The organism is Streptomyces sp. NPDC013317 (assembly GCF_055563155.1).
Genome location: NZ_JBVHDX010000010.1, coordinates 157,921 through 184,802 on the forward strand (window position 1 = coordinate 157,921; position 26,882 = coordinate 184,802).

Consider the following 26,882-nt stretch of genomic DNA (forward strand, 5'->3'; position numbering starts at 1 on the left):
GGCCTGTCTCAGCCGGCCGCCGCGCACCCGGCTCCGGACCCGGCTCCGGTTCCGGGGAGCCGCGGGCGGTGGGCGAACCACTTCCGGTCGTCCTCCAGTTGGGCCGCCAGCGAGATCAGCAGCGGCTCACCGCCCGCCGGGCCGAGGAGTTGCGCCCCGACCGGCAGGCCGTCCGGCGTGAAGCCGGCTGGGACGTTGACGCCCGGCCAGCCGAGGACGTTCCAGGGCCAGGCGTAGGGGCAGGCGGACGCCATCGTCAGGTCGGTGCGCCAGGCCGGCATCGTGTCGAAGGTGCCGATCCGGGGCGGTGGCACCGCCGTCGTCGGGGCGATCAGGACGTCGTACGTGTCGAAGATCGCGCCGATCCTGCGGTGTTGGTGCGCCTCACGGCCGCGGGCGGCACGCAGGGCCCGTCCGGCGAGGCGGCGGCCGTTGCGGGCGGCGCTGCGGGTGCGCGGGTCGAGCAGCGCGGGCTGGGGATGCCGGTCGGCGTATTCGGCGATGCCCGCGGTCGCGCGCGGCAGGAAGCTCAGCCCGATGAGTCCGTAGCGCGGGCGCGCCTCCTCCACCGTGTGGCCGAGTCCGGCGAGCGCTTCGGCGAGATCGGCGACGGCCCGCCGCACACCTGCGTCGAGCGGGTTGTACGTGGCGGTGAACGGCGCGCGCCAGGCGAGCCCGATCCGCAGCCGGCCGGGCTCCCGGCGCGCCGCGGCCGAGGCGTCGACGGCGGTCGGCTGGAAGCGGTCGCCGGGATGCGGCCCGGCGACCGCGTCGAGGAGCAGGGCGGCGTCGGCGACGGTCCGGGCGAGCGGTCCGTTGACGGTGAGGCCCTGGAAGCAGTCGTCGTACGGGTGGACGGAGACCCGGCCGCGCTGCGGCTTGATGCCGACCAGATGGGTCCAGGCGGCGGGTATGCGGATGGAGCCGGCCCCGTCGGAGCCGAGGGCGGCGGGCAGGACGCCGGCGGCCACGGCCGCGGCCGAGCCTCCGGAGGAACCGCCGGGAGTGTGGGCGGTGTTCCAGGGATTGCGGGTGGCACCGAAGGCGTGGCCCTCGGTGAACGGCCACTGGCCCAGTTCGCAGGAGTTGGTCTTGCCGACGATGACGGCACCGGCGGCCCGCAGCCTCCGCACGGCCTCGCCGTCCTCGGTCGCGTCAGGGATGTCTCCGGCACAGCCGAAGCGGGTGGGCAAACCGGCCACGTCGGTGTCGTCCTTGACGGCCATCGGTACGCCGAGCAACGGCAGCCTCTCGCCCGCGGCCAGCCTGCGGTCGGCGTCGGCGGCCTCGGCGAGGGCGGCCTCCGGCCGGAGGCAGCGGAAGGCGTTGAGCGTGGGCTGCGTGGCCTCGATCCGGCCGAGCGCGGCCTGGACGAGGGCGGTCGAGGTGACGGTCCCCTCCGCCAACTGCCGTGCCTGTTCGGCCAGTCCGGTGTAGTCGCCCTCGGTCACGGCAGCCTCCTCCTCGCTTCGGCTGCCGGAACCCTACTGGAGCGTAACTTCGCTGTCACCACCCGTCTGACGTCCGGGAAGTCAGGCCGGATGGCCAGGTGCGAAGTCCACCGCGTCGCTCAGCCGGATCAGGGCAGCGTCCGGCTTCCCGGGAGGGCTCTCGGCGACGGGCGCCAGGAGGAAGCCCACATGGTCTCCCCCATCGAGCCGCGCCTCCACCCGCCCGACGAACCAGGCGAGGCAGTCGGAGAGGACGGGCACTCCCCCGTACGCGGACGGTGCGAAGGAGGCGCGCGCGAACTTGTCGACACGGTCCCCGGTCTCCTCACCGAACAGCCGGGCCGTCTCCCGCTGTCCCGGCCCCAGGGCGTGGACCGCCAGGAACTCGCCGCGGCAGGCGACCCGGTAGGTGTGGTTCTCCCGCGACAGCCAGGCGACGAAGCGGGGCGGACGGATGGAGCAGGCGGAGGCGAACCCGACGAGGCAGCCGCCGCGCTCGCCGTCCGGCGCCGCGGTCGTCACCACGCACAGAGGGTGATCGAGCAGCGCGGTGAAGGCGTCCAGGTCGGCCACGGTCACCTGTCCGTCCGTCGAGGCTCCTGCGCCAGGGGGACCCGCAGGGCCGAGCCTCCCCGGTCCCACGACTCCCGCAGAAACGCCGCCAGCCGGTCCTCCAGCATGACCGTCGCGGCGCAGCCGAAGACGACGTCGGCCTCCAGGCCGGGCTCGTCGGCGAGCAGGCCGCCGACGACCTCGCGCCGTACGACCTGTTCGTGGACGGCGTCGGCCTCGACGTGCTCGGTGTAGAACCGCTCGGCGGCCGGCCCCGCGCCGCAGCGGCGCATCGCTCGGGCCAGACGCCGCGAGCCCGGCGAGGAGGTGACCTCGACGCAGCCGAAGTGCCCGACCAGCGCTCCGCGCAGGGCGCGGTGGAGACCGAACAGGGACATCACGTTGACGGTGGCCAGCAGAGGTGCGGGCGCGTGGTCCACATACGTGCCGTAGGCCGGGTCGAGACCCAGGTCCTCCATCAGGTCGGCGAAGAGCCGCGCGTGGATGTCCGGAGCCCGCCCGGCACCGAACTCGTCGTACTCGATCGCCACCATGCCCGCCTTGGCCCGCCCGGTCAGCCGGGGGATGACCCACGCGTGCGGGTCGGCCTCCTTGAGGTGGTAGACCGAGCGCAGCGCCGCGTACTCTCGCAGGTGCTGGAGCCGGCCGTCGGTCTCGAGGAAGCGGCTGACGCTGCCGCCCAGGTCGACCGGCTCTTCCAGCAGCGGTGCGAACACCTCGTCGACCGAGCGGTCGCCGTCCGGCACCTCGGTACGGAGGGCGTGCAGGAACCGGGTCTCCAGGCCCTGCCTCAGCCGCAGCAGGTCGGGATCCCATTCGCGCGCGTCGTCCACCCCGTCGAAGCCCCGGTAGTGGAGCTCGTACAGCAGATGGAGCGCCAGCTGGAGGTCCTCCCCCCAGGGGTCGGCCGTCAGGAGGGCCCGGGGGTCGTACGAGGGCGGGGAGCCCGTACACAGGGCGTCCCGTACGGCCTCGGACAGTTCCCCCCGCGCTTGGGGGAGGACGGGGCGGCCGCTCGTCCGCCGTCCGGTGTCCGCGGGCGCCGGCTCCGGCGAAGCGCTCGAGCGCGGGCCGGCGGCCGAGCGCTCGGGCGCCGAAGGCCCGGGGCCCGGTCGCTCGGAGGGCTCCGGCCCGGAGGGCTGCCGCTCGGAGGGCGGCAGCTCGGAGGGCGGCAGCTCGGAGGGCGGCAGCTCGGAGGGCGGCAGCTCGGAATCCGGTCGCTCGGAATCCGGTCGCTCGGAATCCGTCCGCTCGGAATCCGTCCGCTCGGAGCCCGGTCGCTCGGAGCCCGGTCGCCGGCGGTGCCGATGGCTGGTGTCGCACCACGGCTGGGTCCGGCTGCGGCGACACGTGCACACGGCCACCATGAACCGGTCCGATCGCACCACGGTGCCATCGTCCCCTACGGTCTCCACCGGCCCCTCGACCAGTACCGGTCCCTGCGGGTCCACGGCCACGCGGCGGGGAGACGGGCCCGCCGGGGCACCGTGCGCCCGGTCGGGCTCCGGGGCACCGTCCGGCTCGGAAGCACGGTCCGGCCGTTCGCGTTCGGGGTCGCGCTCAGGAGCGTTGCGCACGGATGATCACCAGTTCCTCCCGGTCCTCGACAGCTCGGGCAAGTCCCTGCCGCTCCAGCCAGGCGCGCCGAGACCGGAGTACCGGCCCCCAGGGAACGACGGCGCGCCGCGTCACGCGCGCCTGAAGTCCCAGGCGCCGCAGGCGCTGCACCGTGGTCGCCGCCCCGTTCATCTCCGAGTGGACGAGCAGGAGAACGCCGCCCGGCGACAGCAGAGCCGGGGCGCGCTCGCAGATCCGGTCGATGAGCTCCCGTCCGTCCGGCCCCGCGTCCCACGCCCGCGCGGCGCCGCGCGACGGCGGCCGGGCCTGCGGGGACGGGACGTACGGCGGGTTGGCCAGGACGAGGTCGAAGCGGCGGCCTCGCGTGCGGGCCGCGAAGTCCCCGTGCAGTACGCGGAGCGTCAGCCCACGTCGCAGCGCGTTGATGCGGGCCGCGATGACCGCCTGCAGGGAGACGTCGATCGCCGTGACGTGCGCGCCGGTCGCGGCCGCGCTCAACGCGAGCGCGCCCGTGCCGGTGCCGATCTCCACGACGTGCTTCTCCGGCCCCAGCTTCTCGCGGCTGAGGGCGTCGGCGAGCAGCCGTGTGTCTGCCTGCGGGCGGTACACACCGGGCAGTGTGACGAGCCGCTCGGGCCCGCTTCTCGCAGATGAGGCGGTCAGGGACACCGGGCACCTCCGATGTAGGGGGCGATCAGCACGGCGGCTTCCCCGAAGCGGGGAACATATCCCTGACGTCAGAAGTCGACGTCCGCCGCGCGCAGCACCCTCGCCGCCATGTTCCGCTCCATCATCCGCAGCGCCGCCCGGGCGAGGTCCTCATGGATGTGGGCGACCGCGTCCTCGACCACCGTCACCGACAGGTGCCGGATGTGGGCGTCCAGGGCCGAGTAGAGGATGCACTGTTCGGTCACCTGTCCGCAGAGGACGAGGTGGTCGATGCCGAGACTGCCGAGCAGGTAGGCGAGAGGCGTCTCGTAGAACACCGAGTGGCGGGCCTTGACCACGAACAGGGAGTCCTCGTCGGGCTTGACCGGCTCGACGAGGTCGGGGCGCCGGCCCGCGAGGGCGGTATCGAGGATCTCGCCGTGGTGCGAGCGCCACTGCCCGAAGTTGTCGTTCGCGTAGATCACGGGGATGCCGTGCTCCCGAGCGTGGTGCAGCAGGTCCTCGACGACGGGGACGATCTCGGTCACGGACGGCAGAAGGAGGTCGGCGTCGGCGTGCTCGTACGGGTTGAGCATGTCGACGACGACCAGCGCGGACTTCCTCATCCCCTCAACCTCGCAGACGCCCCGGCCGCGGCCGGGGCGGCGATGCCGTGCGGTGGGCCGAGTGGCGCCCCCGGAACCGGCCGATCGGGGCGCTCCGGCACGACGGAGGATTGAAGACCCTCGCGACGGGCAGCCGACCGTTTGACCGGAGATGTCCGGTCGGAGCAGTGAAGGAGGAGACTCGTGAGCATGGTGAAGGAATCCATCGAAGTCGACGTCCCGCTGCGTCATGTCTACAACCAGTGGACGCAGTTCGAGGAGTTCCCCAACTTCATGGAGGGCGTGGAGACGGTACGACAGCTTGACGACCAGCACTGTCACTGGAGTACGAAGGTGGCCGGTGTCCAGCGAGAGTTCGACACCGAGATCGTCGACCAGCTGCCCGACGAGCGGATCTCCTGGCGCACGGTGGGCGGCGACGTACAGCAGAAGGGTGTCGTCACGTTCGAGCAGATCGACCTCGGCCACACCCGGGTCATGCTCGCCATGGACTTTCAGCCCGAGGGCATGGCGGAGAAGACCGGAGACGCGCTGGGCGTGCTCGACCGTCGGGTGAAGGGTGACCTGAAGCGGTTCAAGGGCTTCATCGAGGAGCGCGGCCGGGAGACCGGCGGATGGCGCGGCCGGATCACGCCGGCGGAACGCGACGCCATGTCCGGGCAGGGCGTCGGCGACACGCCTCCGATGCCGGGCCCCGGCCGAATGCCGGTGGACCCTGACGACATGCGGCACGGCTGACCTCGCGCGGCCTCGTGGGCCCCACGGGCCCACGCGTCGCCTTGTGTACGGAGGGTGGCCGCCGACCCCGCGGGGTCGGCGGCCACCCTCGTCCGTCGCGCCTGTCCGTCGATCGCCCTTGTCCGTCGCCTGTCCGTCGATCGCCTGCCGGTCGCGCGCCCCGCCCGGGGCTCACGTCTCGCGGTCGCGCCGGAGGGCGCCCCGCTTGGGGCTGTCGGGTGCCCCTCCTCCTGTGCCGGCCGTCGCGACACGGGCGTTCTCGGAGTCGCCGGGGGGCGGTCCGGAGTGCACGCGGGCACCCAGCAGGTCGAGGAGTCCGGCGATCTCGTGCCCCGCTTCGGCGGGGTGGCGGAACTGGGCGTTGGGGTTGATCTCGTAGCGGTTCCGACGGCCGTCCGAACCGCGCCCGCGGGTGACGTACCCGTCCGCCTCCAGGTCGGCGACGATCGCCTGCACGGTCCTCTCCGTCACCCCGCACTCGGCGGCGACATCTCTCAGCCGGATCCCTGGATCACGGGAGAGCATCAGGAGCACCCGGGCGTGGTTGGTGAGGAACGTCCAGCTCGGGTGGTGGCGGGCACCATCGGCCATGACCTACCACTGCCCGCACCGACCGCGATTCATGCTCTATACGTCCTGATTTTCAGGTAATCCTTGACGTATGTCTGGGCCACGCGCACCATGACGAGTGAAGCTTCCCCACGGAATCCGACCGGCCTCAGGCGGCACTCGCCGCCCGCCACCCTGCTGGGGGGTGTGCACGATGACCACCGAAGCCCACCGCCACACTCCGTGTGCGGTCTGCGGATGCCCGCTCGGCCCGCGTCCGCACAATGGTCGCGCACCCGATTCCTCGTACGTCGACCCCGACGATCCCCTCCACGACGGCCAGCGTCCCCTGCTGGCCTGCAGCGTCGAGCACCTCGCGCTGCTGGAGGAGGAGCTGAGGGGACGGCCGTACCACGACGCCGAACTGTGGTTCGCGAAGATCACCCGCGCGATGGGCCGGCACCATCAGGGGCTCAGCATGGCGGCCCTCAGCCAGGAGACCGGGCTCGACCAGGCACAGCTCGAAGCCGGGGCTCTCTGGATCACGCACCTCCCCCACGCCTCGCGCCAGGAGAGGCGCCACGGCGACACCTCCTGACCTGCGGCATCGGCGCGACGCCCGTTCCGCGCGTCGCGCGGCAGCGTGCGGGAACCCCGGTTTCCTCGGACAATGACTCGTTGGTGGCCTACTCCGAGCCGCCCCGTCGGGCATGGAACGTCCCGTCCAGCTGGGGCGTCGGCACAGAAGGAGACCGTCAATGCTGATCACCCACGCCATCGAGGACGGCGTCCTGCACGTGACCTTTCTGCGCGACCTCGATGTCAGCAGCCGGGCGGCCGCCTCTCTGGAGACCGAGGCGCTCGTGCACTCCCACCGCCCCCGACACGTGCGTGTGCAGCTGCCCACCCGCGACCCCTCGGCGGCCTCGCTGAGCGCGCTCACGCGCGCCCGGCGCCTCTGCGAGCACCTGGGCATCCCGCTGACCGTGGTCGGCCCCACCCGGCTCTCCACACCGGACCCGGGCCCCGCCCCCTCGGGCGCCGCCGCCTGACGCCCGGGCGCGGCTCCCCTCTCAGTCGACGACCGCAGTGGCCTCGATCTCGACGAGGTGGTCGAGCACGTCAAGCGCCGCGAGGCCCAGCAGCGTGACGGGCGGTACGGGGGTGACGCCCGACCTGGCGGCCGCCCCGGCGGCGCCGAGGTCGAGGGAGCGCTGCTCGACCGGGTCGGCGTAGTGACACACGAGACGAACCTACGCGGAGGGGGCGGGCGTCAGGTGTCGGGGCGGTCCAGGCCGAAGCGGCGGTTCAGTGGGGGTTCGACCGCCAGTACCGCACCGATGGTGAACGCGAACGTGACGGAGGCGCAGACCACGATGAGCCACGAGAACATCGTCAGGACCAGTCCCAGTGAGCCGTACTCCGCCAGTGCCCGGTTGAGCGCACCGGGGATGTAGAGGCGGGCCGTGAGCCCGAGGACCGTCGAGGCCGTCGCGGCGAGGAGGGCCCCGGGGAGGAGCGGCAGCCACGGGACCCGGCCGACCAGCAGGAGATGCTGGGTCCACAGCCACACGCCCGTGCTCACCAGGAAGAACACGGGCGTGCCCAGCCACAGCCCCACTCCGAAACCGCCCCTGATCGGCGCCTGGAGGAGCACGACCAGGATCAGGGTCAGCAGCCACACGGCCCAGCGCCAGGCGGCGATCCGGGTCCGTGCCCGGGGGAGCCGCCACGCCCGTTCGCACACCCTGGCCATGGCGCGGCTGAAGCTCGTGGCCGACACCAGGGCCAGGAGCGCGCCGACGACACCGGTGGTCTCCCGCACCGCGTCGGAGGCGGAGGGGTCGAGGACCTGCTGGAGCTCGCGGTCCGACGGCCCCGTCAGCCCGAACATCGCGCGCAGCGACTCGTGCATCTGGTCGCGCACGCTCTTGGGAGCGAACGCGGACAGGACGAACAGCAGTGGCACCGCGGCCAGGAACGCCGTGGCGGCGAGCCTGGTGCCCGAGTCCAGGAGGTTCCCGCTGACGAGCCTGCTCGTCACCTCGGTGAGAACGGGAAACCGGCTCTCGGCCCCGGCCTGGAACCTCCGTACCCGGGTCGACCACGACATCCCGCCTCCCCCGCTAGGCGCTGAGAGCCGGGATGACGTCGGAGCCGTACGCGTCGATCGTCACCTCCCGCGCGTCGTGCATGTTGTAGACGGCGAACTGGTCGACGCCGAGCTCCCGCAGCCTCCTCAGCTTCTCGACGTGCGCCTCGGCCGGGCCGAGGAGACAGAAGCGGTCCACGATCTCGTCGGGGACGAAGTCCGTGGAGGGGTTCCCGGCGCGGCCGTGGTGGCTGTAGTCGTAGCCGTGCCGGTCCTTGATGTACGCGGTGAGCGCGTCCGGAACCATGCCGGAGTGCTCGCCGTACTTGGCGACCAGGTCGGCGACGTGGTTGCCGACCATGCCGCCGAACCACCTGCACTGGTCGCGCGCGTGGGCCAGCGCCTCGGGCGAGTCGTCGGCGGTGACGTACGCGGGGGCGGCGACGCAGATCGTGAGCGCGTCGGGGTCACGGCCCGCGTCCACCGCCGCCTGACGGACCGCCTTCACCATCCACTCGGTGAGGAACGGGTCGGCGAGCTGGAGGATGAAGCCGTCCGCCTTCTGTCCGGCGAGCGCCAGCGCCTTCGGGCCGTACGCGGCCATCCAGACCGGCAGCTTCCCGCCCGCCACCCAGGGGATACGGATCGGGTTGCCGTCCACGACCGCCTCGCGGCCCTCGGCGAGGTCGCGGATGACGTCGATGGCCTCGCCCAGCCTGGCCAGGGTGTTGGGCCTGCGCCCCGCGACGCGCATGGCGGAGTCGCCGCGGCCGATGCCGCAGACGGTCCGGTTGCCGTACATGTCGTTGAGCGTGGCGAAGGTGGAGGCCGTCACCTCCCACGTCCGCGTCCCCGGATTCGTCACCATCGGGCCGACGTGGAGCTTGGTGGTGTGTTCGAGGATGCGGCTGTAGATGACGAAGGGCTCCTGCCAGAGCACGGCGGAGTCGAAGGTCCAGCCGTAGCGGAAGCCGTTGCGCTCCGCGCGGCGCATCAGGCCGACGACTTCGGAGGCGGGCGGGTCGGTCTGCAGGACGAGTCCGAAGTCCACGTCGTGGTTCTCCTAGTTCAGGTACTGGCAGGTGGATCGCGGGGTGAAGGCGCCGTGCCCGGCGCGCCCGGTGAACTTCCGCTGGTCGATGACGAGTTCGCCGCGCGACAGGACGGTCTCGACCTGGCCGGTGACCGTCTTCCCCTCGTACGCCGAGTAGTCGACGTTCATGTGGTGGGTCTCCGCCGACAGCGTCTGGACGGTGTGCGGGTCGTAGATCACCACGTCCGCGTCGGCGCCCGGCGCGATCGTGCCCTTCTGCGGGTACATGCCGAACATCCGGGCCGGCGTGGCGCAGGCGATCTCGATCCAGCGGCGGCGGCTGATGTGACCGTCGACGACGGCCTGGTGGAGCAGGTCCATCCGGTTCTCCACCCCCGGAAGGCCGTTGGGAATCTTGGAGAAGTCACCCCGGCCCAGATCCTTCTGGCCGACGAAGCAGAAGGGGCAGTGGTCGGTGGAGACGACCTGGAGGTCGTTGGTCCGCAGTCCGCGCCAGAGGGCCGCCTGGTGCTCCTTCGGCCTGAGCGGGGTCGAGCAGACGTACTTGGCGCCCTCGAAGTCCGGCTCGGCGAGGTTGTCGGTGGAGAGGAAGAGGTACTGCGGGCAGGTCTCGCCGAAGACCGGCAGCCCCTTGTCCCGGGCCGCCGCCAGCTCCGCGACCGCCTCCTCCGCCGAGACGTGGACCACGTACAGCGGCGCTCCGGCGACCCGTGCGAGCTGGATCGCCCGGTGGGTAGCCTCGGCCTCCAGGAGGACCTTGCGGACCTCGCCGTGGTAGCGGGGGTCGGTCTCGCCGCGGGCCAGGGCCTGTTCGACCAGGACGTCGATGGCGATGCCGTTCTCGGCGTGCATCATGATGAGCCCGCCGTCGTCGGCGGCCTGCTGCATCGCGCGCAGGATCTGGCCGTCGTCCGAGTAGAAGACCCCCGGATAGGCCATGAACAGCTTGAACGAGCTGACGCCCTCCTGGACGAGCCGGTCCATCTCCCTGAGCGTCGACTCGTTGACGTCCGACATGATCATGTGGAAGCCGTAGTCGATGGCGCACTTGCCGTCGGCCTTGGCGTACCAGGCGTCGAGCCCTTCACGCAGGGAGCGGCCGACGCTCTGGACGGCGAAGTCGACGATGGTGGTCGTGCCGCCCCAGGCGGCGGCCCTGGTGCCGGTCTCGAAGGTGTCGGAGGCGAAGGTGCCGCCGAACGGCAGCTCCATGTGGGTGTGCGCGTCGACGCCGCCCGGGATGACGTAGCGGTCGGTGGCGTCGATGGTGCGGTCGGCGGTCCATCCGGCGGCCGCGTCGGAGCCGTGCGCGGCGAGCGCGGCGATCCGGCCGTCCTCGATCAGGACGTCTGCGTGGATCTCGTCGGCGGCGGTGACGACGAGGCCGCCGCGGATGAGGGTGCGGGTGGTCACGTGTGTCCCCCTGGCTGGATGCGGTGAACTACAGGGAGCAGAGGGCCTGTTCGAGGATGTCCGCGCCCTCCTCTGCCTCGGCTACGGTGAGCGAGAGGGGTGGCGCGATCCGCAGCGAGCTGGTGTTGTGACCGCCGCCCTTGCCGATGAGGAGCCCGTTCTCGCGGGCGGACTCGAGGACGGCGGCGGCCGCCGCCGGGTCGGCCTCGTCGGTGCCCGGCCGGGTGAGCTCGATGCCGATCATCAGGCCGCGGCCGCGTACCTCGCGTACGGCGTCGACGGAGGCGCCGACGGCCCGCAGCCGCTCGATCAGCAGCCCTCCGACGCGCCGGGCGTTGCCCTGCAGGTCGTGTTCGAGGAGGTAGCCGAGGTTGGCGAGACCCGCGGCCATGGTGACCGGCGAACCACCGAAGGTGGAGATGGAGTTGGCGTCGAGGCAGTTCATGATCTCGGCGCGGGCGACGACCCCGCCGACCGACATGCCGTTGCCGATGCCCTTGGCGAAGGTGAGGATGTCCGGCGGTCCCGCCTGGTCGTGCGCCTGCCAGCCCCAGAAGTGGTCGCCGGTGCGGCCCCAGCCGGTCTGCACCTCGTCGGAGACCCAGAGGATGCCGTGCCGGTCGAGGACCCGCCGGAACGCGGCGTAGAGCCCGTCCGGCGGGGAGGTGAAGCCGCCGACGCCCTGGACGGGTTCGGCGATGAGCGCGGCGACGTCACGGGTGTGCCCGAGGAGGTCTTCGAGGTCGGCGACGCAGGCGTCGATGAACCGCTCGTCGCTGTACTGCGCGTACGGTCCGCGGGTGCGGACGCCGCCGTGCACGTACAGGGTCTGGAGCGGGGAGAGACCGGTGGGCGACCAGGCGCGGTTGCCGGTGATGCCGACAGTGGAGAAGGAGCGGCCGTGGTAGCTGTTGCGCATCGCCAGGATCTGGTTGGAGCGGCGGTACGCGGTGGCGAGCAGCAGGGCCGTGTCGTTGGCCTCGGTTCCGGAGGTGGTGAAGAAGACCCGGGCGTCCGGGATGCCGGAGAGGGCCGCGATGCGCTCGGCGAGCTCCACCATGGGCCGGTTGAGGTAGAGCGTGGAGGAGTGGATGATCCGGCCGGCCTGCTCGGCGACGGCCTTGGTGACCTCGGGCACGGCGTGGGCGGTCATGGTGGTGAGGATGCCGCCGAAGAAGTCGAGGTACCGGGTGCCCTCGGCGTCCCAGACGTGGCGGCCCTCGCCGTGGGTGATCTCGATGGGGTCCTTGTAGTAGAGGGCGACCCAGTCGGGGATCACCGCGCGATGGCGGTCGTAGAGGCCGGTCACGGCTGCACCAGCCCGTCGTAGGCGTCCGGGCGCCGGTCCCGGTAGAAGGCCCACTGCCGGCGGACCTCCTCGATGACCCCGAAGTCGAGGTCGCGGACGACGAGTTCCTCCGTCTTGTCCGAGGCGGTCTCTCCGACGAACTGGCCGCGGGGGTCGACGAAGTAACTGGTGCCGTAGAAGTCGTTGTCGCCGTACTCCTCGATCCCGACACGGTTGATGGCGGCGACGAAGTACTCGTTGGCGACCGCGGCGGCCGGTTGCTCGAGCTGCCAGAGGTAGGAGGAGAGCCCGCGGTGGGTGGCCGACGGGTTGTAGACCAACTGTGCTCCGTTGAGGCCGAGTTGGCGCCAGCCCTCGGGGAAGTGGCGGTCGTAGCAGATGTAGACGCCGACCTTGCCCACGGCGGTGTCGAAGACCGGCCAGCCGAGGTTGCCGGGGCGGAAGTAGTACTTCTCCCAGAACCCCTTGACCTGGGGAATGTGGTGCTTGCGGTACTTGCCGAGATAGGAGCCGTCGGCGTCGATGACGGCGGCGGTGTTGTAGTAGAAACCGGCGCCCTCGACCTCGAAGACGGGGACGACGATCACCATGCCGGTCTCGCGGGCCAGCTCCTTCATCCGCGTGACGGTCGGGCCGTCCGGCACGGGCTCGGCCCAGCGGTAGTGCTCGGGTTCCTGGACCTGGCAGAAGTAGGGGGCGTTGAAGACCTCCTGGAACCCGATGACCTTGGCGCCCTGCCGGGCCGCCTCACGGGCGTGCTCCTCATGCTTGGCGATCATGGATTCGGTGTCGCCGGTCCAGGTCGCCTGGACGAGTGCGGCGCGTACGACGTCGGTCATGAGCTGCTCCTTCGGCACGGCGTCAGAGAGCCTCTACGCACGTAGACACGGTGCGTAGGAGGAGAACGTAAGCCCCGTCACACCCCGGAGCAAGACCACCGCCGTGAACCGCCGGAGTCGATCATGTTTCATACCCGACTGGTCCATGTCGGACACGCACCGACACGATCGGGTTGAGGTACGAGCGGTTGTCACCGGTCACGCGGCGCGCACACATCGGCTCGGGCCGGGCTCGGCGCCGGGCCAGGATCCGGGCCCGGAGCCGGGTCAGGCTCCCGCGAGGCCCGCCACGCGCAGGGCGTGGGCCAGGTCGCGCCCGAGGGCCGGGGAGATCGCGGCGGCGGCGGTGCGGAGTTGGGGGATCAGCGTCTGCGGGTCGGCGGCGGCGAGGTGGGCGGCGTCCACGGGCGTACGGACCAGGAGGAAGGCGGTGAGCAGGGCCTGCGCCTCGCGATGGTGCCCTTCGGCGTGCAGCGCGGCGCACGCGCCCGCGAGTTCGCCGACCGGGCGGGCGACTCCCTGCCGCAGCAGCCGCTCGCAGTCCTCGGACCGGCCCGCGTCGGCGAGCGCCCCGGCGACGGCCGCGAGCCGCTCGGGCGGCAGCAGCGCCGCCTCCCACAGGAGCGTGGACCAGTCGGCGCCGAGGCCGGCCCGGTGCAGCTCCTCGGCGAGCGCGGGGAGCCACGCGGGCGGCCCGGAGACGGCCTCGCAGAGCAGTGCGTGCGCCTCGCCGCTTCGCCCCTGGGAGCGCAGCCGCTGGAGCGCGTAGACCGCGTTCCCGGCCGCGCGGGCCGCTTCGGCGGCGGGAACGGGGTCGGAGGCGACGGGCTCCTCGACTCCCCCGAACCTGGCCCCGCGCGGCGCCGCGCCGGCCGTCGGCAGGTCGGGCACGGGCGCGGGCACCGGTACGCCCTCCGCGCCCGACTCGACCTCACCGAGCCCCGCGTACCGCGCACCCCGCGCCCTCCGCCGTGACGCGGGGGCGGAGGCAGGGGCGGGGGCGGGGGCGGCGGCCTCAGGGGCGGTGTCAGGCGCCGGGCCCGCGCCGGAGGCAGGGCCGGATCGCCGGGCGCCGGAGGCGGATGCCGGGCCGGAAGCGTGCGCCGGACCGGAAGCGGACGGGAAGCCGGAGGCGGGCCCGGGGACGGAGCCGGACCCATGGCCCGCGCCGGGCCCGGAGACGGAGTCGGGGGCCCCCTCGGGCCTGAGCGCCGCCAGGCGGGACGTGAGGTCGGCGATGCGCGCGGTCGCGCGGGCGTGGTCGTCCCGGGTCCAGGCCAGTTCGCCGTCGATCCGGTCGGCGTCCGGGGTGCCCCGCGCCTCCCTCAGCGCGGCGCCCAGCTCCTGGGCGCGGGCCTCGGCGTACCGCCGCTCGCGCTCCATCGCCTCCAGGCGTCCGCGCAGCGCCTCCGCCCCGCCCGGGCGCCGGTCGTGGGCCGCCGCGGCCGCGCCGTGCAGGACCCGCGCCCGGGTGGCCTGCGGCCCGGACGCCGGCTCGCCCAGATCGTGGAGCAGCGACTCGACGACGTCCCAGGGCAGGATCTCCGTACCGTCGAAGCAGGCCCGCAGACCTTCCGGGTCACGGCCGGCGAAGACGCCGTACCAGCCTTCACCCGGCACCAGGCTCGCCGCAATGCCTCTGAGGTAGCGCGCGAACACGCCTACCTCCGAAGGGAGTTGATACACCGTCATATCGTCCGCACCGCCCGCGCACTCGACTGGGCCCTTCCGGTCCGGGGGTATTCGACCCCAGTCGTGTTACGGGACGGCTACGGACTGTTTTCGTCCGTCGCCCGCTCCGGTGGCGAACGGGTCAGAAACTCACCGCTATGCCGGTGTGCGGCCGCTTGCCCAGCCGGGCGATCGTCGCGGGCCAGTCGACGAGCCAGAACTGCCAGGTGTACTTGCGCGAGAGGAGCTTCCGCACCCGTCGCAGCTCCTCACCCTCCAGGAGCCGGCCGGAGCCCTCCAGGCGCACCGCACCCTCCGCGACGTTCCCGCGCACGTCGCATACGGCGACGACGGTCCGCGGGTCGTTCCGCAGCCGCTTGACCTTCCAGGAGTCGGTACGGGTCCAGGCGTACAGCTCGTCGCCCTCGACCGCGTACCAGACCGGCGTGGCGACACCGGTGCCGTTCCGGCGGAAGGTGGTCAGGCTGACGTAGCGACCGCGTCGCAGCTCCTCGGGAATCATGCCGCCGAGCCTAGTGGCGTCAGACCGGCACCAGTGCGCACCGGGTGACGAGGTCGTCCATCGAGAGTCCGAGGACTCCGGCGAGGGCCGCGACGGTGAAGAAGGCGGGGGTCGGGGCCCGCCCGGTCTCGATCTTGCGGAGGGTCTCGGCGGAGAGTCCCGCGGCCGCGGCGATCTCGACCATCGAGCGACCTCCGCGCGCCTCGCGCAGGATGCGGCCGAGCCGCTCGCCGCGTTCGCGCTCTTCGAGGGTCAGGGGTGTGCGCACCATGCCCACCATTGTAATACCGGTACAGTAATGGGGATCCCGCGAGGGACGCCCGGGCACACGGTGGCCATCACGGACGACGGCCCGCGGATCCTGACGGCGCTGTAGGGCGGGGGCGGGACCTCGTGTACCAGTCCCGCCCCCGTGGGGGCGTATGCCAGGCGGGCCCGAGGGCCCGTGCGCGGCCTACCCCGCCGGCCGCACCACCATCGCCGAGCCGCCGCCGCGCCGCGCCTTCTCCGCCGCGGCGATCCAGCGGCCGTCCGGCAGCCGCTGGACGCCGGTGGCCGCGCCGATCTCCGGGTTCTGCCGGAAGCCGTGGCCGATGGCCTCGAGCTCGGCGCGCAACGGGCTGTTCCACAGGGCCGGTTCCAGCTCCGTCGTCGTCTGGTTCCGCTGACTGGCGCGCGGGGCCGCGATGGCCTCGACGAGGGGCAGGTCCCGGTCCACGACGCCGGTCAGCGTCTGGAGCACGGTGGTGATGATGGTCGCCCCGCCCGGGGAGCCGAGCGCGAGCACCGGTCGGTCGTGGCGGTCGAGGACGATCGTCGGGGAGATCGAGGAGCGGGGGCGCTTCCCGGGACCGGGGAGGTTCGGGTCGTGGACGGCCGGGTTCGCCGGGGCGAAGGAGAAGTCGGTCAGCTCGTTGTTGAGCAGGAAGCCGCGGCCCGGGACGGTGATCCCGCTGCCGCCCGTCGACTCGATGGTCAGCGTGTACGCGACGACGTTGCCCCACTTGTCGGCCACCGTGAGGTGCGTGGTGTTCTCGCCCTCGTACGTGGTCGGCGCGGCCGTCCCCCCGCTCGCGCAGGCCGCCGGGTCGCGCGGGTCACCCGGCGCGAGGGGGCTGGCGAGCACGGCGTCGTCCCGGATCAGGCACTCCCGGGAGTCGGCGTACCGCTGCGAGAGCAGTTCTCGTGTCGGCACGTCCTCGAAGGCCGGGTCGCCGACCCAGCGGCCCCGGTCGGCGAAGGCGATCCGGCTCGCCTCGATGAAACGGTGCAGATAGGCGGCCTGCGAGGCGGCGGAGAGGTCGGTGCGCTCCAGGATGTTGAGCGCCTCGCCGACGCTCGTGCCGCCGGACGAGGAGGGGGCCATGCCGTAGACGTCGAGACCGCGGTAGGAGACCTTGGTGGGCCTGCGCCGTTCGGTCTCGTACGCCGCGAGGTCACGTTGCGTCAGATCGCCGGAGCGGACCACACGCGTGGCCCCCTCCCGTACCGGAGGCTTGCGGACGGTGTCGACGATGTCCCGGGCCAGCGGACCCCGGTAGAGGGCGCCGACGCCTTCGCGGCCCAGCTTGTCGTACGTACGGGCCAGGTCGGGGTTCTTGAAGACGGAGCCGACGGCCGGGAGTTGCCCGCCCGGCAGGAAGAGCTCGGAGGAGGCGGGGAAGTCCCGGAAGCGGGCCTCGTTCGAGGCCGTCTGGGCGCGGAAGGTCGCGTCGACGGTGAAGCCGTCGCGGGCCAGGCGCTCGGCCGGTTCGAGCAGGGTACGCAGCGGCTTGGTGCCCCAGGCGTCGAGCGCGGCCTCCCAGGTGGCGGGCGTGCCGGGGGTCCCGACGCCCCGGCCGCTGGTCATGCCCTCCTCGAAGGGGATGGGCGCGCCGTTCTCCACGAAGAGGTTCGCGTCCGCCGAGGCGGGCGCGGTCTCGCGGCCGTCGATCGTGCCGACGGTCCGGGTCCTGGCGTCGTAGTGGACGAAGAACCCGCCCCCGCCGATGCCCGCCGAGTACGGCTCGGTGACGCCGAGGGCCGCGGCCACGGCGACGGCCGCGTCGACGGCGTTGCCGCCCTTGCGGAGCACCTCGATTCCGGCGGCGGAGGCGTCGGCGTCGACACTGGCGACAGCTCCGCCGTACCCGACGGCGACGGGTTCCTTCACGGGGGGCGCCGGCGGTGTGGGGCCGCCCGGCGGCGCCGCGGCCCCCACGGAGAGCACCGTCACGGCGACGGCGAGCAGAGAGACCTTCCGAGCGGTGGAGCGTCCCACTAGTACCTCCAGTCAACGACCGTCCGCGCAGCGTAACTTCCGTCCCGCCCTCGCGTCAGGACCGCCTCGAACACCGGTGCGCCGGGCCGCTAGCATGCGCCCCCATGAATGAAGACCTGCGCAATGTCGTGCTGGGGGTCCTGGCGACCGGGGTCAGCGCCTCACTGGGCTGGCTGGCCCGGACCTATCTCTGGCGCCGCAAGCTCCGGCGCAAGCAGGCGTTCTTCGGGCTGACCGACGGTTCCGAGTGCCTGCTGGTGATGAACCGCAAGGCGGGCGGCGAGCGGACGGTGCACAACATCGACGTCTCCGCCCTGCTCGAACTCTCGGCCCTCATCAAGGACTGCGGGGCGCGGCCTGCGATCGTCCAGCACGACGAGGCACGCCAGGGTCTCGGGGACCGCGCGGAGTTCTGCGTCGGCGGACCGTCGTCGAACCGCCGGATGGCGGCGCATCTCTCGTCCCTGCTGCCGGGCTTGACGATGACCGTGGAGCCGGACCCGGTCGCGCATCGCGGGAAGGTCACGGTCGGGGGCGAGACGTACCGGCTCACGAAGGGGGTGACCGAGTACGTGGTCCTCGCGCGCCTCACCGGAGGCGACGGGGGTCGGCCGGTCTTCCTCTTCTGCGGCCAGACCGCGGTGACCAACCAGGCGGCGGCCCGTCATCTGGCACGGCATCACGAGAAGTTGGCGCGCAAGTACGGCAGCGGGCCCTTCGTGCTGCTCCTCAAGGTGGTCAACTCCGACGCGTACGGCCCCGATGTGGTGGAGCTGGTCGCCGACGTCACACGGGCGGCGCGGACAGAGCCGCCCCGGTCGGCCGAGCAGGCCGAGACCCCTGCTACCGCACCCGAACCGGCAGGGTCTTGACGCCGTTGACGAAGTTGGAGACGAGGCGCCGGGGCGGTGCGGCGAGCGTGAGGTCGTCCAGGATGTCGCGTACCTCCTCGTGCAGGACGCGGAGCTGGAGCCGGGCGAAGTGGGCGCCGAGGCAGACGTGCGGGCCCTCTCCGAAGGAGACGTGCGGGTTCGGGCTCCGGTCCAGGTCGAGGCGGTGGGGGTCGGTGAAGACGCGTTCGTCGTGGTTGGCGGATGCGTGGAAGACGACGACCTTGTCACCCGCGGCGACGGGCCGGCCGGCGAGCTCGGTGTCGCGGACGGCGGTGCGGCGGAACGAGAGCACGGGCGGGTGCCACCGCAGCAGCTCGTCGACGGCCCGCCCGACGCCGGTCTCGCCGCTCCAGAGCCGTCGCCGTTCGTCCGGGTGCTCGGCGAGGGCGAGCAGCCCGCCGGGGGCGGCGCTGCGGACCGTGTCGTTGCCGGCGACGGTCAGCAGGAAGAAGAACATCTCCAGTTCGGCGGGGAGGAGTTCGGAGGTGGCGAGCGTGGTCATGATGTCGTCGGCGGGGTTCTTCCGCTTGTGGGCGGCGAGCTCCTGGGCGTAGTCGAACATCTCGGCGAGCATGGCGGGCGACCGGGGATTGACGGGCCGGCCCCGTTCGTCGAGGACGGGCGGCTCGTCGGGGTCCTGGTAGGCGATGACCCGCTCGGTCCAGCCGAGCAGCAGACCGCGGTCGCTCGCGGGGACGCCGAGCAGGTCGGTGAGGTTGAGGAGCGCGTAGTCGTCGGTGACCGCGTGGACGAGGTCGACCTCGGGGCCGGCGTCGACGGCTGCCGTCAGCAGCTCGCGGGCGCGCGCCCGCGCGGTCGCGGCGAACCGTTCGATCCGCCGGGGCGTGAAGGCGCGGCTGACCAGCCGCCGCAGCCGGCCGTGGCGCGGGGGGTCCTGGTTGAGCATCATCCGCCGGATGAACGGCAGATCGGCCGGGTCGGGGTCGCGGATCTGGGTGGCGCCGAGGTACGAGGAGTAGGCGGCGGAGTCCTTGAGCACCCGTACGACGTCGGCGTGGCGCGTCACGGCCCAGAACCCGGTCCCGGCCGGCCAGCCGAGCACTTCGTACTCCTCCTGCCAGGCGACGGGCCACCGCTCACGCAGCGCCCGGAAGGCCTCGTGGGGGATCCCCTCGGCGTAGATCCGGGGGTCGAAGACATCGGGCATGTCACGGTCGTCGCGGTCCACGCCCCCAGCTTGCGGCGACGACCGCCGGAATTCCAGGTCCTGAGGGATCAGGTCGCCTCGGCGCGGGTCCAGAGGGTGAGGTCACTGCTGGTCGCGACGGCGAGCGTCCGCCCGGAGGGTGAGAAGCCGACCGCGCGCAGTTCCGACCAGCGGGAGTGGAAGACATGCCACCACTTCTCGCCGTGGGCGTCGCGGTGGAACATGCCTCCGGAAGCGCTCAGCAGGACCCGTTCGTTCGGCCAGTCGGGGCCGACGACCTCGACGTGCCACCCGCCGGAGGCGGTGGTGTGCAGCCCTCCTCCGTACAGCCCGGCGATCCGCACCCGCGTCCCGGCGAGCGGTCCGAGCCCCGGGCAGGTGAGGCCCGGTCCCTCGGGGATCTCGCCCTCGGGGTCCTGGTCACGAGCGATCCGCTCTCCGGTGGTGGCGTCGAACACCCCGCGCCCGGCGTGGGAGACGACCATCACGAGGTCTCCCCCATGTTCCGGATCCTCCCCGAACCCGATCCCGACAAGCCCTCCGACGGGCGCGCACGTGTCGAACACGGACCGCCAGGGCGCGGGCGCCGCGACCTGAGGTGCGGCCAGAATCCGCTCCCGGAGGGCGTGTTGGTACGGAGTGAGGCCCGGTACCGCCGAGCCGTGGGAGGAGGAGGACATGACACCGATCGCTTGGGCGAGGGGATGAGCCGGCCCATCATGGCAGGCCGTCACGGCGCCCCGGTCCCGACGCGTATCGCCCATCTCACATCCGACATCGGCGAAATAGTCCACATATTCGGAACCGATCACGGTCACCGGCCCTCTCACCCTCCGTAAGAGATCACCACCGGAGGTCGTCCTCGTGAACCGCATACCCGTGCCCGCCCTGCTCGTCACCGCCGCCCTGACCCTGGGGCTCTGTGCGTGTTCCGGCGGCCCCGGCGGAGCGGGCGGCCCAGGGGGTGACGACAAGGCTCCGCCGAAGACGCGGATCTCGGTGAACCTGACCGGTGACAAGGCCCGGCCCGGCGAGCCCGTCACCGTGACGCTGGCCGAGGGCGAGCGGCTCAAGGAGGTGAACGTCACCGACTCCAAGGGTGCCCGGCTGGAGGGCAAGGTGGCGGCGGACGGGAAGAGCTGGACGTCCGCGCGGCGGGCGGCGCCCGGGACGGCGTACGCGATCGAGGCGCGGGACACCGCCGGGGGCAGCGCGAAGGCGGACTTCACCACCGCCGCCCCGGACAAGGTCAACAAGCTGACCCTGGCCCCAGGGAAGAACACCACCGTCGGCATCGCCCAGCCGCTGTCGATCGTGTTCGACCACCCGGTGAAGAACAAGGCGGACGTCGAGAAGCACCTCAAGGTCACCACCTCGAACGACACCGAGGGCTCGTGGGGCTGGATGCAGGACTGGTCCGGCAAGGACCGGGTCGACTGGCGGCCGAAGGAGTACTGGAAGTCCGGGACGAAGGTGACGCTCGACGCCACGCTGAGCGGGATCGACTCCGGCGTCGGCGGCTGGTTCGTACGCGACTACACCACCACGTTCACGATCGGCCGGAACCAGCTGGTCTCGGTGGATCTCGACAACCACCGGCTCAGGCTGCTGCGGGACGGCCAGACCGTCAAGGACGTGCCCATGTCGGCCGGCACGCCGGGCGGCGAGAAGGCGTCCTGGCGCGGGAAGACCGTCCTGATGTCGAAGGAGGGCACCATCAACATGCGTTCCGAGACCGTCGGCCTCGGGGACGCGTACGACAAGATGGTCGACTACTCGATGCGCCTGACCTGGTCGGGGATGTACGCCCACGCGGCCCCGTGGAACGCCGCGTACTTCGGCAGCGCCAACAGGAGCTCCGGCTGCATCGGCATGAGCGACGCGAACGCGCGGAGTGTGTACGACGCGGTGCAGGTGGGTGACCCCTTCGAGATCACGGGCTCCGGCGCCAAGGGGACGCAGGCCCTGAACAACGGCTATGGCGAGTGGAACCTCTCCTGGACCGAGTGGCAGGCCAAGAGCGCGCTGCGCTGATCTCGCGTTCAACAATCGTTACCCTCGCGTAACTTACCGACCGGTTACCCCAGGTAAGTCTGGCCGGTTACCGTCGGGTCACTTTGCACTGTCCCCACCAGTGACACGAGTGAGGAGTGACCCGTGCGTACATCTCTCGTCTTCGCCGTCTCGGCCGCCCTGGTGGCCGGGACGGCCCTCGGGCTCGCCCCCGCCGCCCACGCCGCGGAGTCCGGCACGTCCGTACGCTTCGTCGACATCGCCGGCGACGGCGGCACCGTCCTCAAGGCCAACGTCGTCACCCCCGCCGGTGCCGACGGTTCGGCCCGCTACCCCGTGATCGTGCTCCCCACCAGCTGGGCCATGCCCCAGATCGAGTACCTGGCACAGGCCCAGAAGCTCGCCGACTCCGGCTACGTCGTGGTGAGTTACAACTCGCGCGGCTTCTGGCAGTCCGGTGGCCAGATCGAGACCGCGGGGCCCAAGGACGTGGCCGACGCGTCCAAGGTCATCGACTGGGCGCTGGCCCATACCCCGGCCGACCCCGCGAAGGTCGGTATGGCGGGCGTCAGTTACGGCGCCGGGATCAGCCTCCTCGCCGCCGCGCACGACGACCGGATCAAGGCCGTCACGGCCCTCAGCGGCTGGGCCGACCTCATCGAGTCCATCTACAGCGGTCGCACCCAGCACCGCCAGGCCGCCGGGCTGCTCGGCGGCGCGGGCTACCTCACCGGCCGCCCGGGACCCGAACTCCAGCAGATCCTTGGCGACTTCCTCTCCTCCAACCTCGCCAAGGAGGGGGAGATGATCGAGTGGGGCAGGAAGCGCTCCGCGGTCACCTACCTCGACCGGATCAACGCCAACGGCGCCGCGATCATGCTCGGCAACGCCTGGGGCGACACGATCTTCCCGCCCAACCAGTACGCCTCCTTCTACGAGAAGCTCCAGGGTCCCAAGCGCCTGGAGTTCCGGCCCGGCGACCACGCCACCGCCGAGGCCACCGGCCTGCTCGGGCTGCCCAACGACACGTGGACGAACGCCCACCGCTGGTTCGACCGCTATCTCAAGGGCGCCGACAACGGCATCGACCGCGAACAGCCCGTCCAGCTCAAGTCCCGTTCCACCGGGGGCTACGAGGGCTACCCGGACTGGAAGTCGGTCGGCGCGGACGAGCGGAAGTTCGCGCTCGGCTCCACCCAGCGGATCTGGGCCAACGTCGACTCCGGCGCCAACGGCGGCGTCGTGATGCTCACCAACCTCCTGGACCAGCTGTTCAGGACCCCGCCCGTGGCCTCCGTCCCCCTCCTCCCCCGCGCCTTCGCCGGCGTATGGCAGTCCGAGCGCCACCACACGTCCCAGAAGGTGCGCGGCACGGTGAAGGTACACACCACGGTCACCTCCACCAAGGAGAGCGGCACCCTCGTCGCGTACCTCTACGACGTGGGCCCGCTCGGCCTCGGCAAGCTGGTCACCAATGCCCCGTACACGTTCCACGGCAAGGCGCCGGGCGCCCCGTTCGGCGTCGACCTGGAGCTGTTCTCCACGGCCTACGACGTGCCCGCCGGACACCGTCTCGCCCTGGTCGTCGACACCGTCGACCCGCTCTACATCGAGCACAACCCGACCGGCGCACAGCTGACCTTCTCCTCCCCGGAGTCCGACCCCTCGTACGTGGCGGTTCCCCTGCGGGCGGAGTGATCACCGGCTGCTGCCGGGCGGGCATGGCTCCCTGCGCGCTGCTGCGCGGCGGCTAGGTCCCCTCGGCGGGGCCCCCACCCGGCAGCAGCGTCCCTGGTTCGGCCGGAGCGAGCTCGACGGCCTGTGTGCGCTCGCGGACCCCGGTCCGCGCCGGCGATACCTCGGCGGTGAGAGTGATCCCCCGCAGCACGTGCGACGCGCCGCGGTGTTTGTTGACGTCACGTAGCTCGATCAACAGATCGGCGACCGCCATACGCTCCCCTGCCCCCTTTTCGGCACTGTCGAGGTCAGCGCAAACTATCCACCCCAAAAGGGACTTCACGGTCGACACGCAAAAAACCGGCATAAGCCGTATTTACTGCAGGGAGGGGGTGCGCGGCCGCTGAGGGCCTGTGCGCCGGGTCAGAACTCGGCGGCTTCCCCGTACACCTGGGAGAGTTCGGGCGATCCGCTCATGGCCCAGTCGAGCCCCGCCTCGACGACGTTGATCTCACGCCCCGAGGCCAGTCGCACCACGGGCTGCCCGCCGGGCCACACCTGCCAGCTCGCGCCCGGCACGTTCCGCACGATGACGGTGCCCAGATAGAGCCCGGCGTCGTTGCCCAGCCAGGGCAGCTCCTCCGGATCGTCGCGCCAGCGCGGCGGAAGCTGGTCGAGGGCCGCGAGCGAGCGCGGAGTGTCGTCGAGCACCACCCCGGCGTCCTGGACCCTGGCGCGGAGCAGCTCGCACTCGGCGAGCAGCTCACCCACCCCCTGGGGGTCGCGGTCGAAGGCCGCGGCCAGGGAGTGCTCGGCCTCATGCCGCTTGCGCCAGTTGTCCAGGAACGGGATGTTCATCCGAACAGCGTCGCATTTCACCCTCCCGTGGCACCACCCGGCGCGCGGAGATCGTCTACGGGGGCGGGTCCCGGAAGGCTAGACGTCCAGGTCGACGACGACCGGGGCGTGGTCGGACGCACCCTTGCCCTTGCGCTCCTCGCGGTCGACGTAGCTGTCCTTGACCGCGTCGGCGAACGGCTTGTTGCCGTACACCAGGTCGATGCGCATGCCCCGGTTCTTCGGGAAGCAGAGCTGGCGGTAGTCCCAGTACGTGAAGGGGTGGTCGTACTTCAGGGGGCGCGGCACCACGTCCGTGAGGCCCGTCTCGCGGAGGCCGGCCAGGGCGGCGCGCTCCGGTTCGGTGACGTGCGTGAGGCCCTCGAAGGCCGCCCGGTCCCAGACGTCGTCGTCGGTCGGCGCGATGTTGTAGTCGCCAAGGACGGCGAAGGGCCGCTCGCCCGCCGCGTCCTCCGCGACGGCCGCCCGGAGCGCCTCCAGCCAGCGGAGCTTGTACGCGTAGTGCTCGTGGGCGACCTCGCGGCCGTTCGGCACGTACACCGACCAGACGCGGACCGGGCCGCAGGTGGCGGAGATGGCCCGCGGCTCCTGGAGCGTCTCGTAGTCGGGGCCGTCGGTCAGTCCGGTGACGACGTCCTCCAGGCCGACCTTCGAGATCAGCGCCACGCCGTTCCAGCGGCCGGTGGCGTTGACCACCGACTCGTACCCGAGCTCGCGCAGCGCCTCGGAGGGGAACTGCTCGGCGGTGCACTTGGTCTCCTGGACGCACAGCACGTCCGTGCCGGTGCTCTCCAGCCAGGCCAGGAGTCGGGGCAGGCGGGCGGTGATCGAATTGACGTTCCAGGTCGCGATGCGCATGTGCGCAAGCCTAACGGCGGGGTGTGACAGTCACCGGTCCCGCGCCCGTCCCGCGCCGCCGCTGCGTCACAGTTCGGTGGAGTCCCCCGGGGTCAGACGGCCGTGGTCCGTGCCGCCGAGCTCGCCGATCTGCCGGTCGTAGATGGGCCGGGCGAGGTCCGTGAGCAGGGCGTCGTGGATGTCGAAGGCGCGGCGCGGCCTGACCTCCCGGACGTAGTCGATGACCTCGGCGATCTTGTTCCAGGGGGCCATGACCGGGAGCATCAGCGTGTCCACCGGGTGCTCGGGCACGGTCAGCGCGTCGCCCGGGTGGAAGACGGTGCCGTCCACGAGATAGCCGACGTTGGTGATCCGGGGGATGTCGGGATGGATCACGGCGTGCAGTTCGCCGTGGACCTGGACGTCGAAACCGGCCGCGGTGAAGGTGTCACCGTGGCCGACGGTGTGGACGCGGCCGGGGAACGCGGCGGAGAGCTTCTCCGCGACGCTGCGCAGCGTCCAGATCTCGGCAGCCGGATTGGACTCCAGACCGGCGCGCAGCCGGTCCTCGGCGAAATGGTCCGGGTGTTCGTGGGTGACGAGCAGGACGTCGGCACCGACGGCGGAGTCCTGTTCGCTGAACGCGCCCGGGTCGATGACGAGCGTCCGCCCGTCCTTCTCCAGACGGACGCAGGCGTGGGACATCTTCGTCAGCTTCACAGGACTCCACCTCGCGACGGGCCGTACCGGCCCGCTCAGCCTACGCCTGGGGCGTCGTCTCCTCCTTGATCACCCTACCGATCACGCGCAGGGCGCTCTCCGCAGCGGGCAGCCCGCAGTAGACGGCGGTCTGCAGCACGACCTCGCGGAGCTCGTCGGGCGTCAGCCCGTTGCGCAGGGCGGCCCTGGTGTGGTCGGCGAGCGCGTCCAGGTGGCCGCCGGCGATCAGCGCGGTGAGGGTGACACAGCTGCGCGTGCGGCGGTCGATGCCTTCCCGGCTCCACACCTCACCCCAGGCGTACCGGGTGAGGAGGGCCTGGAGGTCGGCGCCGTACTCGTCGGTCAGCGCCTCGTCCACGTGGGCGTCGCCCAGGATCTCGCGGCGGAGCCTGAGGCCCTGGTCGTACGGGTCGGTCCGCACGGCGTACGCGGGCTCGCCCGCCAGCTCGGCGGGCGCGATCTCGGCGACGGGCACGACAGGGGCGGAGACGGGCGGCATCGCCAGGGCGGGCACGGCGCTCTGCGTGTCGTGCACGACACCGGCGAAGTGGCCGGTGAGCAGCTCCGTGACGGCGGCGGGCTGCTCGACCGGTGCGAGGTGGGAGGCGCCGGGGACGACGGCGAGCCGGGCGTCGGCGATCCCGGCGACCAGGGTGCGGGCCTCGGCGGGGCCGGTGACCTGGTCGTCGGAGCCGACGAGCACGAGCGCCGGGACGCCGATCCGGCCGAGGGCCTCGCGTACGTCGAAGACGGCGAGCGCCTCGCAGGCGCCGATGTAGCAGCCGGGGTCGGTGGTGCGGACCATCTGTACGGCCCACTCGACGATCGCCGGCTGCGCGGCGCGGAAGGCGGGCGTGAACCACTGCTCGGGTGCCGTACGGGCCATGGGTTCGAGGCCGTGGGTGCGGACGATCACTCCGCGCTGGCGGAACTCGTCGGCGCTGCCGAACCGGGGCGAGGTGGCGACCAGGGCGAGGGAGGCGACCCGGTGGGGCGCCCGCAGCGCGAGGTCCAGGCCGACGGCGCCGCCGATGGAGCAGCCGGCGTAGCCGAAGCGCTGCACGCCCAGGTCGTCGAGGGTGGCCAGCAGCCGGTCGCCGAGCTCCGCCACGGAGGTGAAGGGCCGGGAGGGTGCCCCGCCGTGTCCCGGCAGGTCGAAGCGGACGATGCGCCACTGCCGGGTGAGCTCGGGTATCTGCCGATCCCACATGTGCCAGGTGGTGCCGAGGGAGGGTCCGATCACCAGCACGGGGGCGTCGTCGGGGCCGTCGATGCGGTATTGCAGGGTGTTCGTCGGTGTCTCACTCACCCGCCAGACCCTCTCATCCCGCACCGGAACCCGCGGCGCCGGGTCGGACCTGGGGGGAGCCACCGGCGCCAGGACCGCTCCGG

At 72.1% G+C, this 26,882-nt stretch carries 27 protein-coding genes and 3 pseudogenes; 6 read left to right on the forward strand and 24 right to left on the reverse strand.

Annotated elements, in window-relative coordinates; translation table 11 throughout:
* Positions 1 to 8: 8 nt before the first annotated feature.
* The 6 genes and pseudogenes from ACZ3IJ_RS25215 to ACZ3IJ_RS25240 form a co-directional block, all read right to left on the reverse strand.
* Positions 9 to 1,454: pseudogene (locus ACZ3IJ_RS25215) on the reverse strand (amidase); the annotation flags it as partial.
* Positions 1,455 to 1,532: 78 nt separating this feature from the next.
* Positions 1,533 to 2,024 (reverse strand): flavin reductase family protein, encoded by a 492-nt coding sequence (locus ACZ3IJ_RS25220; RefSeq protein ID WP_467471908.1) that lies wholly within the window; start codon positions 2,022 to 2,024, stop codon positions 1,533 to 1,535.
* Positions 2,025 to 2,026: 2 nt separating this feature from the next.
* The gene (locus tag ACZ3IJ_RS25225) at positions 2,027 to 3,004 is read right to left on the reverse strand and encodes an iron-containing redox enzyme family protein (RefSeq protein ID WP_467471909.1); all 978 of its coding nucleotides are present in this window, start codon (positions 3,002 to 3,004) and stop codon (positions 2,027 to 2,029) included.
* 336 nt (positions 3,005 to 3,340) lie between these two features.
* Positions 3,341 to 3,601: pseudogene (locus ACZ3IJ_RS25230) on the reverse strand (CDGSH iron-sulfur domain-containing protein); the annotation flags it as partial.
* Complete coding sequence (locus ACZ3IJ_RS25235) at positions 3,585 to 4,265, reverse strand: HemK2/MTQ2 family protein methyltransferase (protein WP_467471910.1); 681 nt, start codon at positions 4,263 to 4,265, stop codon at positions 3,585 to 3,587. The pseudogene ACZ3IJ_RS25230 and the gene ACZ3IJ_RS25235, both read right to left, overlap by 17 nt.
* Before the next feature lie 74 nt (positions 4,266 to 4,339).
* Entirely contained in the window at positions 4,340 to 4,876 is a 537-nt protein-coding gene (locus ACZ3IJ_RS25240) for a cysteine hydrolase family protein (protein WP_467471692.1), read from the reverse strand.
* A 189-nt stretch (positions 4,877 to 5,065) separates the two neighbouring features.
* Between ACZ3IJ_RS25240 and ACZ3IJ_RS25245 the strand changes: the two genes are divergently transcribed.
* Positions 5,066 to 5,614, forward strand: a complete 549-nt coding sequence (locus ACZ3IJ_RS25245; protein ID WP_467471911.1) for an SRPBCC family protein — start codon at positions 5,066 to 5,068, stop codon at positions 5,612 to 5,614.
* Positions 5,615 to 5,785: 171 nt separating this feature from the next.
* Here ACZ3IJ_RS25245 and ACZ3IJ_RS25250 read toward each other — a convergent pair whose 3' ends face one another.
* On the reverse strand, positions 5,786 to 6,205 hold the full coding sequence (locus tag ACZ3IJ_RS25250) for a helix-turn-helix transcriptional regulator (RefSeq protein WP_467471694.1): 420 nt from the start codon (positions 6,203 to 6,205) through the stop codon (positions 5,786 to 5,788).
* A 172-nt stretch (positions 6,206 to 6,377) separates the two neighbouring features.
* On the opposite strand from ACZ3IJ_RS25250, the gene ACZ3IJ_RS25255 reads away from it, so the two are divergent.
* Both ACZ3IJ_RS25255 and ACZ3IJ_RS25260 read left to right on the forward strand, forming a co-directional pair.
* Positions 6,378 to 6,761: a hypothetical protein gene (locus tag ACZ3IJ_RS25255; RefSeq protein ID WP_467471696.1), complete on the forward strand. Its 384-nt coding sequence runs from the start codon at positions 6,378 to 6,380 to the stop codon at positions 6,759 to 6,761.
* A gap of 160 nt (positions 6,762 to 6,921) precedes the next feature.
* Entirely contained in the window at positions 6,922 to 7,215 is a 294-nt protein-coding gene (locus ACZ3IJ_RS25260) for a hypothetical protein (RefSeq protein WP_467471697.1), read from the forward strand.
* 21 nt (positions 7,216 to 7,236) lie between these two features.
* Here ACZ3IJ_RS25260 and ACZ3IJ_RS25265 read toward each other — a convergent pair.
* The 10 genes and pseudogenes from ACZ3IJ_RS25265 to ggt all read right to left on the reverse strand — a co-directional run.
* A pseudogene (locus ACZ3IJ_RS25265) lies at positions 7,237 to 7,362 on the reverse strand (RidA family protein); the annotation flags it as partial.
* A 74-nt stretch (positions 7,363 to 7,436) separates the two neighbouring features.
* Positions 7,437 to 8,276, reverse strand: coding sequence for a YhjD/YihY/BrkB family envelope integrity protein (locus tag ACZ3IJ_RS25270; protein ID WP_467471698.1), 840 nt, complete (start codon positions 8,274 to 8,276; stop codon positions 7,437 to 7,439).
* Between the two features lie 13 nt (positions 8,277 to 8,289).
* On the reverse strand, positions 8,290 to 9,306 hold the full coding sequence (locus tag ACZ3IJ_RS25275; RefSeq protein ID WP_467471700.1) for a TIGR03842 family LLM class F420-dependent oxidoreductase: 1,017 nt from the start codon (positions 9,304 to 9,306) through the stop codon (positions 8,290 to 8,292).
* A 12-nt stretch (positions 9,307 to 9,318) separates the two neighbouring features.
* Positions 9,319 to 10,722, reverse strand: a complete 1,404-nt coding sequence (gene hydA, locus ACZ3IJ_RS25280) for a dihydropyrimidinase (protein WP_467471702.1) — start codon at positions 10,720 to 10,722, stop codon at positions 9,319 to 9,321.
* Between the two features lie 28 nt (positions 10,723 to 10,750).
* The gene (locus ACZ3IJ_RS25285; protein ID WP_467471703.1) at positions 10,751 to 12,031 is read right to left on the reverse strand and encodes an aspartate aminotransferase family protein; all 1,281 of its coding nucleotides are present in this window, start codon (positions 12,029 to 12,031) and stop codon (positions 10,751 to 10,753) included.
* The gene (locus ACZ3IJ_RS25290; RefSeq protein WP_467471705.1) at positions 12,028 to 12,870 is read right to left on the reverse strand and encodes a nitrilase-related carbon-nitrogen hydrolase; all 843 of its coding nucleotides are present in this window, start codon (positions 12,868 to 12,870) and stop codon (positions 12,028 to 12,030) included. The genes ACZ3IJ_RS25285 and ACZ3IJ_RS25290 overlap by 4 nt, the downstream gene beginning before the upstream one ends.
* Before the next feature lie 267 nt (positions 12,871 to 13,137).
* Entirely contained in the window at positions 13,138 to 14,529 is a 1,392-nt protein-coding gene (locus tag ACZ3IJ_RS25295; protein WP_467471706.1) for a serine/threonine-protein kinase, read from the reverse strand.
* Positions 14,530 to 14,683: 154 nt separating this feature from the next.
* Positions 14,684 to 15,064, reverse strand: a complete 381-nt coding sequence (locus ACZ3IJ_RS25300) for a PPOX class F420-dependent oxidoreductase (RefSeq protein WP_383172682.1) — start codon at positions 15,062 to 15,064, stop codon at positions 14,684 to 14,686.
* A 19-nt stretch (positions 15,065 to 15,083) separates the two neighbouring features.
* The gene (locus tag ACZ3IJ_RS25305; RefSeq protein ID WP_467471709.1) at positions 15,084 to 15,335 is read right to left on the reverse strand and encodes a helix-turn-helix domain-containing protein; all 252 of its coding nucleotides are present in this window, start codon (positions 15,333 to 15,335) and stop codon (positions 15,084 to 15,086) included.
* 183 nt (positions 15,336 to 15,518) lie between these two features.
* Positions 15,519 to 17,324 (reverse strand): gamma-glutamyltransferase, encoded by a 1,806-nt coding sequence (gene ggt / locus ACZ3IJ_RS25310; RefSeq protein WP_467471711.1) that lies wholly within the window; start codon positions 17,322 to 17,324, stop codon positions 15,519 to 15,521.
* Between the two features lie 104 nt (positions 17,325 to 17,428).
* Between ggt and ACZ3IJ_RS25315 the strand changes: the two genes are divergently transcribed.
* Positions 17,429 to 18,196 carry a hypothetical protein gene (locus ACZ3IJ_RS25315; RefSeq protein ID WP_467471713.1) on the forward strand — a complete coding sequence of 256 codons (768 nt, stop codon included), beginning with the start codon at positions 17,429 to 17,431 and terminating at the stop codon, positions 18,194 to 18,196.
* Here ACZ3IJ_RS25315 and ACZ3IJ_RS25320 read toward each other — a convergent pair.
* Positions 18,168 to 19,385 carry a cytochrome P450 gene (locus ACZ3IJ_RS25320; RefSeq protein ID WP_467471912.1) on the reverse strand — a complete coding sequence of 406 codons (1,218 nt, stop codon included), beginning with the start codon at positions 19,383 to 19,385 and terminating at the stop codon, positions 18,168 to 18,170. The two genes, ACZ3IJ_RS25315 and ACZ3IJ_RS25320, sit on opposite strands and share 29 nt — an antisense overlap.
* Positions 19,386 to 19,453: 68 nt before the next feature.
* On the reverse strand, positions 19,454 to 20,065 hold the full coding sequence (locus ACZ3IJ_RS25325) for a hypothetical protein (RefSeq protein WP_467471714.1): 612 nt from the start codon (positions 20,063 to 20,065) through the stop codon (positions 19,454 to 19,456).
* Between the two features lie 184 nt (positions 20,066 to 20,249).
* On the opposite strand from ACZ3IJ_RS25325, the gene ACZ3IJ_RS25330 reads away from it, so the two are divergent.
* Together ACZ3IJ_RS25330 and ACZ3IJ_RS25335 are read left to right on the forward strand one after the other, a co-directional pair.
* Positions 20,250 to 21,419, forward strand: coding sequence for a L,D-transpeptidase (locus ACZ3IJ_RS25330; RefSeq protein WP_467471716.1), 1,170 nt, complete (start codon positions 20,250 to 20,252; stop codon positions 21,417 to 21,419).
* Positions 21,420 to 21,542: 123 nt separating this feature from the next.
* Positions 21,543 to 23,096, forward strand: coding sequence for an alpha/beta fold hydrolase (locus tag ACZ3IJ_RS25335; protein ID WP_467471718.1), 1,554 nt, complete (start codon positions 21,543 to 21,545; stop codon positions 23,094 to 23,096).
* A gap of 52 nt (positions 23,097 to 23,148) precedes the next feature.
* Here ACZ3IJ_RS25335 and ACZ3IJ_RS25340 read toward each other — a convergent pair whose 3' ends face one another.
* The 5 genes from ACZ3IJ_RS25340 to pcaDC form a co-directional block, all read right to left on the reverse strand.
* Entirely contained in the window at positions 23,149 to 23,349 is a 201-nt protein-coding gene (locus ACZ3IJ_RS25340) for a hypothetical protein (RefSeq protein WP_467471719.1), read from the reverse strand.
* A 149-nt stretch (positions 23,350 to 23,498) separates the two neighbouring features.
* On the reverse strand, positions 23,499 to 23,933 hold the full coding sequence (locus ACZ3IJ_RS25345; protein ID WP_467471720.1) for a DUF6278 family protein: 435 nt from the start codon (positions 23,931 to 23,933) through the stop codon (positions 23,499 to 23,501).
* A 78-nt stretch (positions 23,934 to 24,011) separates the two neighbouring features.
* Entirely contained in the window at positions 24,012 to 24,791 is a 780-nt protein-coding gene (locus ACZ3IJ_RS25350; RefSeq protein WP_391796902.1) for an exodeoxyribonuclease III, read from the reverse strand.
* Positions 24,792 to 24,857: 66 nt separating this feature from the next.
* Positions 24,858 to 25,490 carry an MBL fold metallo-hydrolase gene (locus tag ACZ3IJ_RS25355; protein ID WP_467471723.1) on the reverse strand — a complete coding sequence of 211 codons (633 nt, stop codon included), beginning with the start codon at positions 25,488 to 25,490 and terminating at the stop codon, positions 24,858 to 24,860.
* 40 nt (positions 25,491 to 25,530) lie between these two features.
* A complete protein-coding gene (pcaDC, locus tag ACZ3IJ_RS25360) occupies positions 25,531 to 26,799 on the reverse strand; it encodes a bifunctional 3-oxoadipate enol-lactonase/4-carboxymuconolactone decarboxylase PcaDC (RefSeq protein ID WP_467471724.1) in 1,269 nt (422 codons plus the stop codon).
* Positions 26,800 to 26,882: the final 83 nt, after the last annotated feature.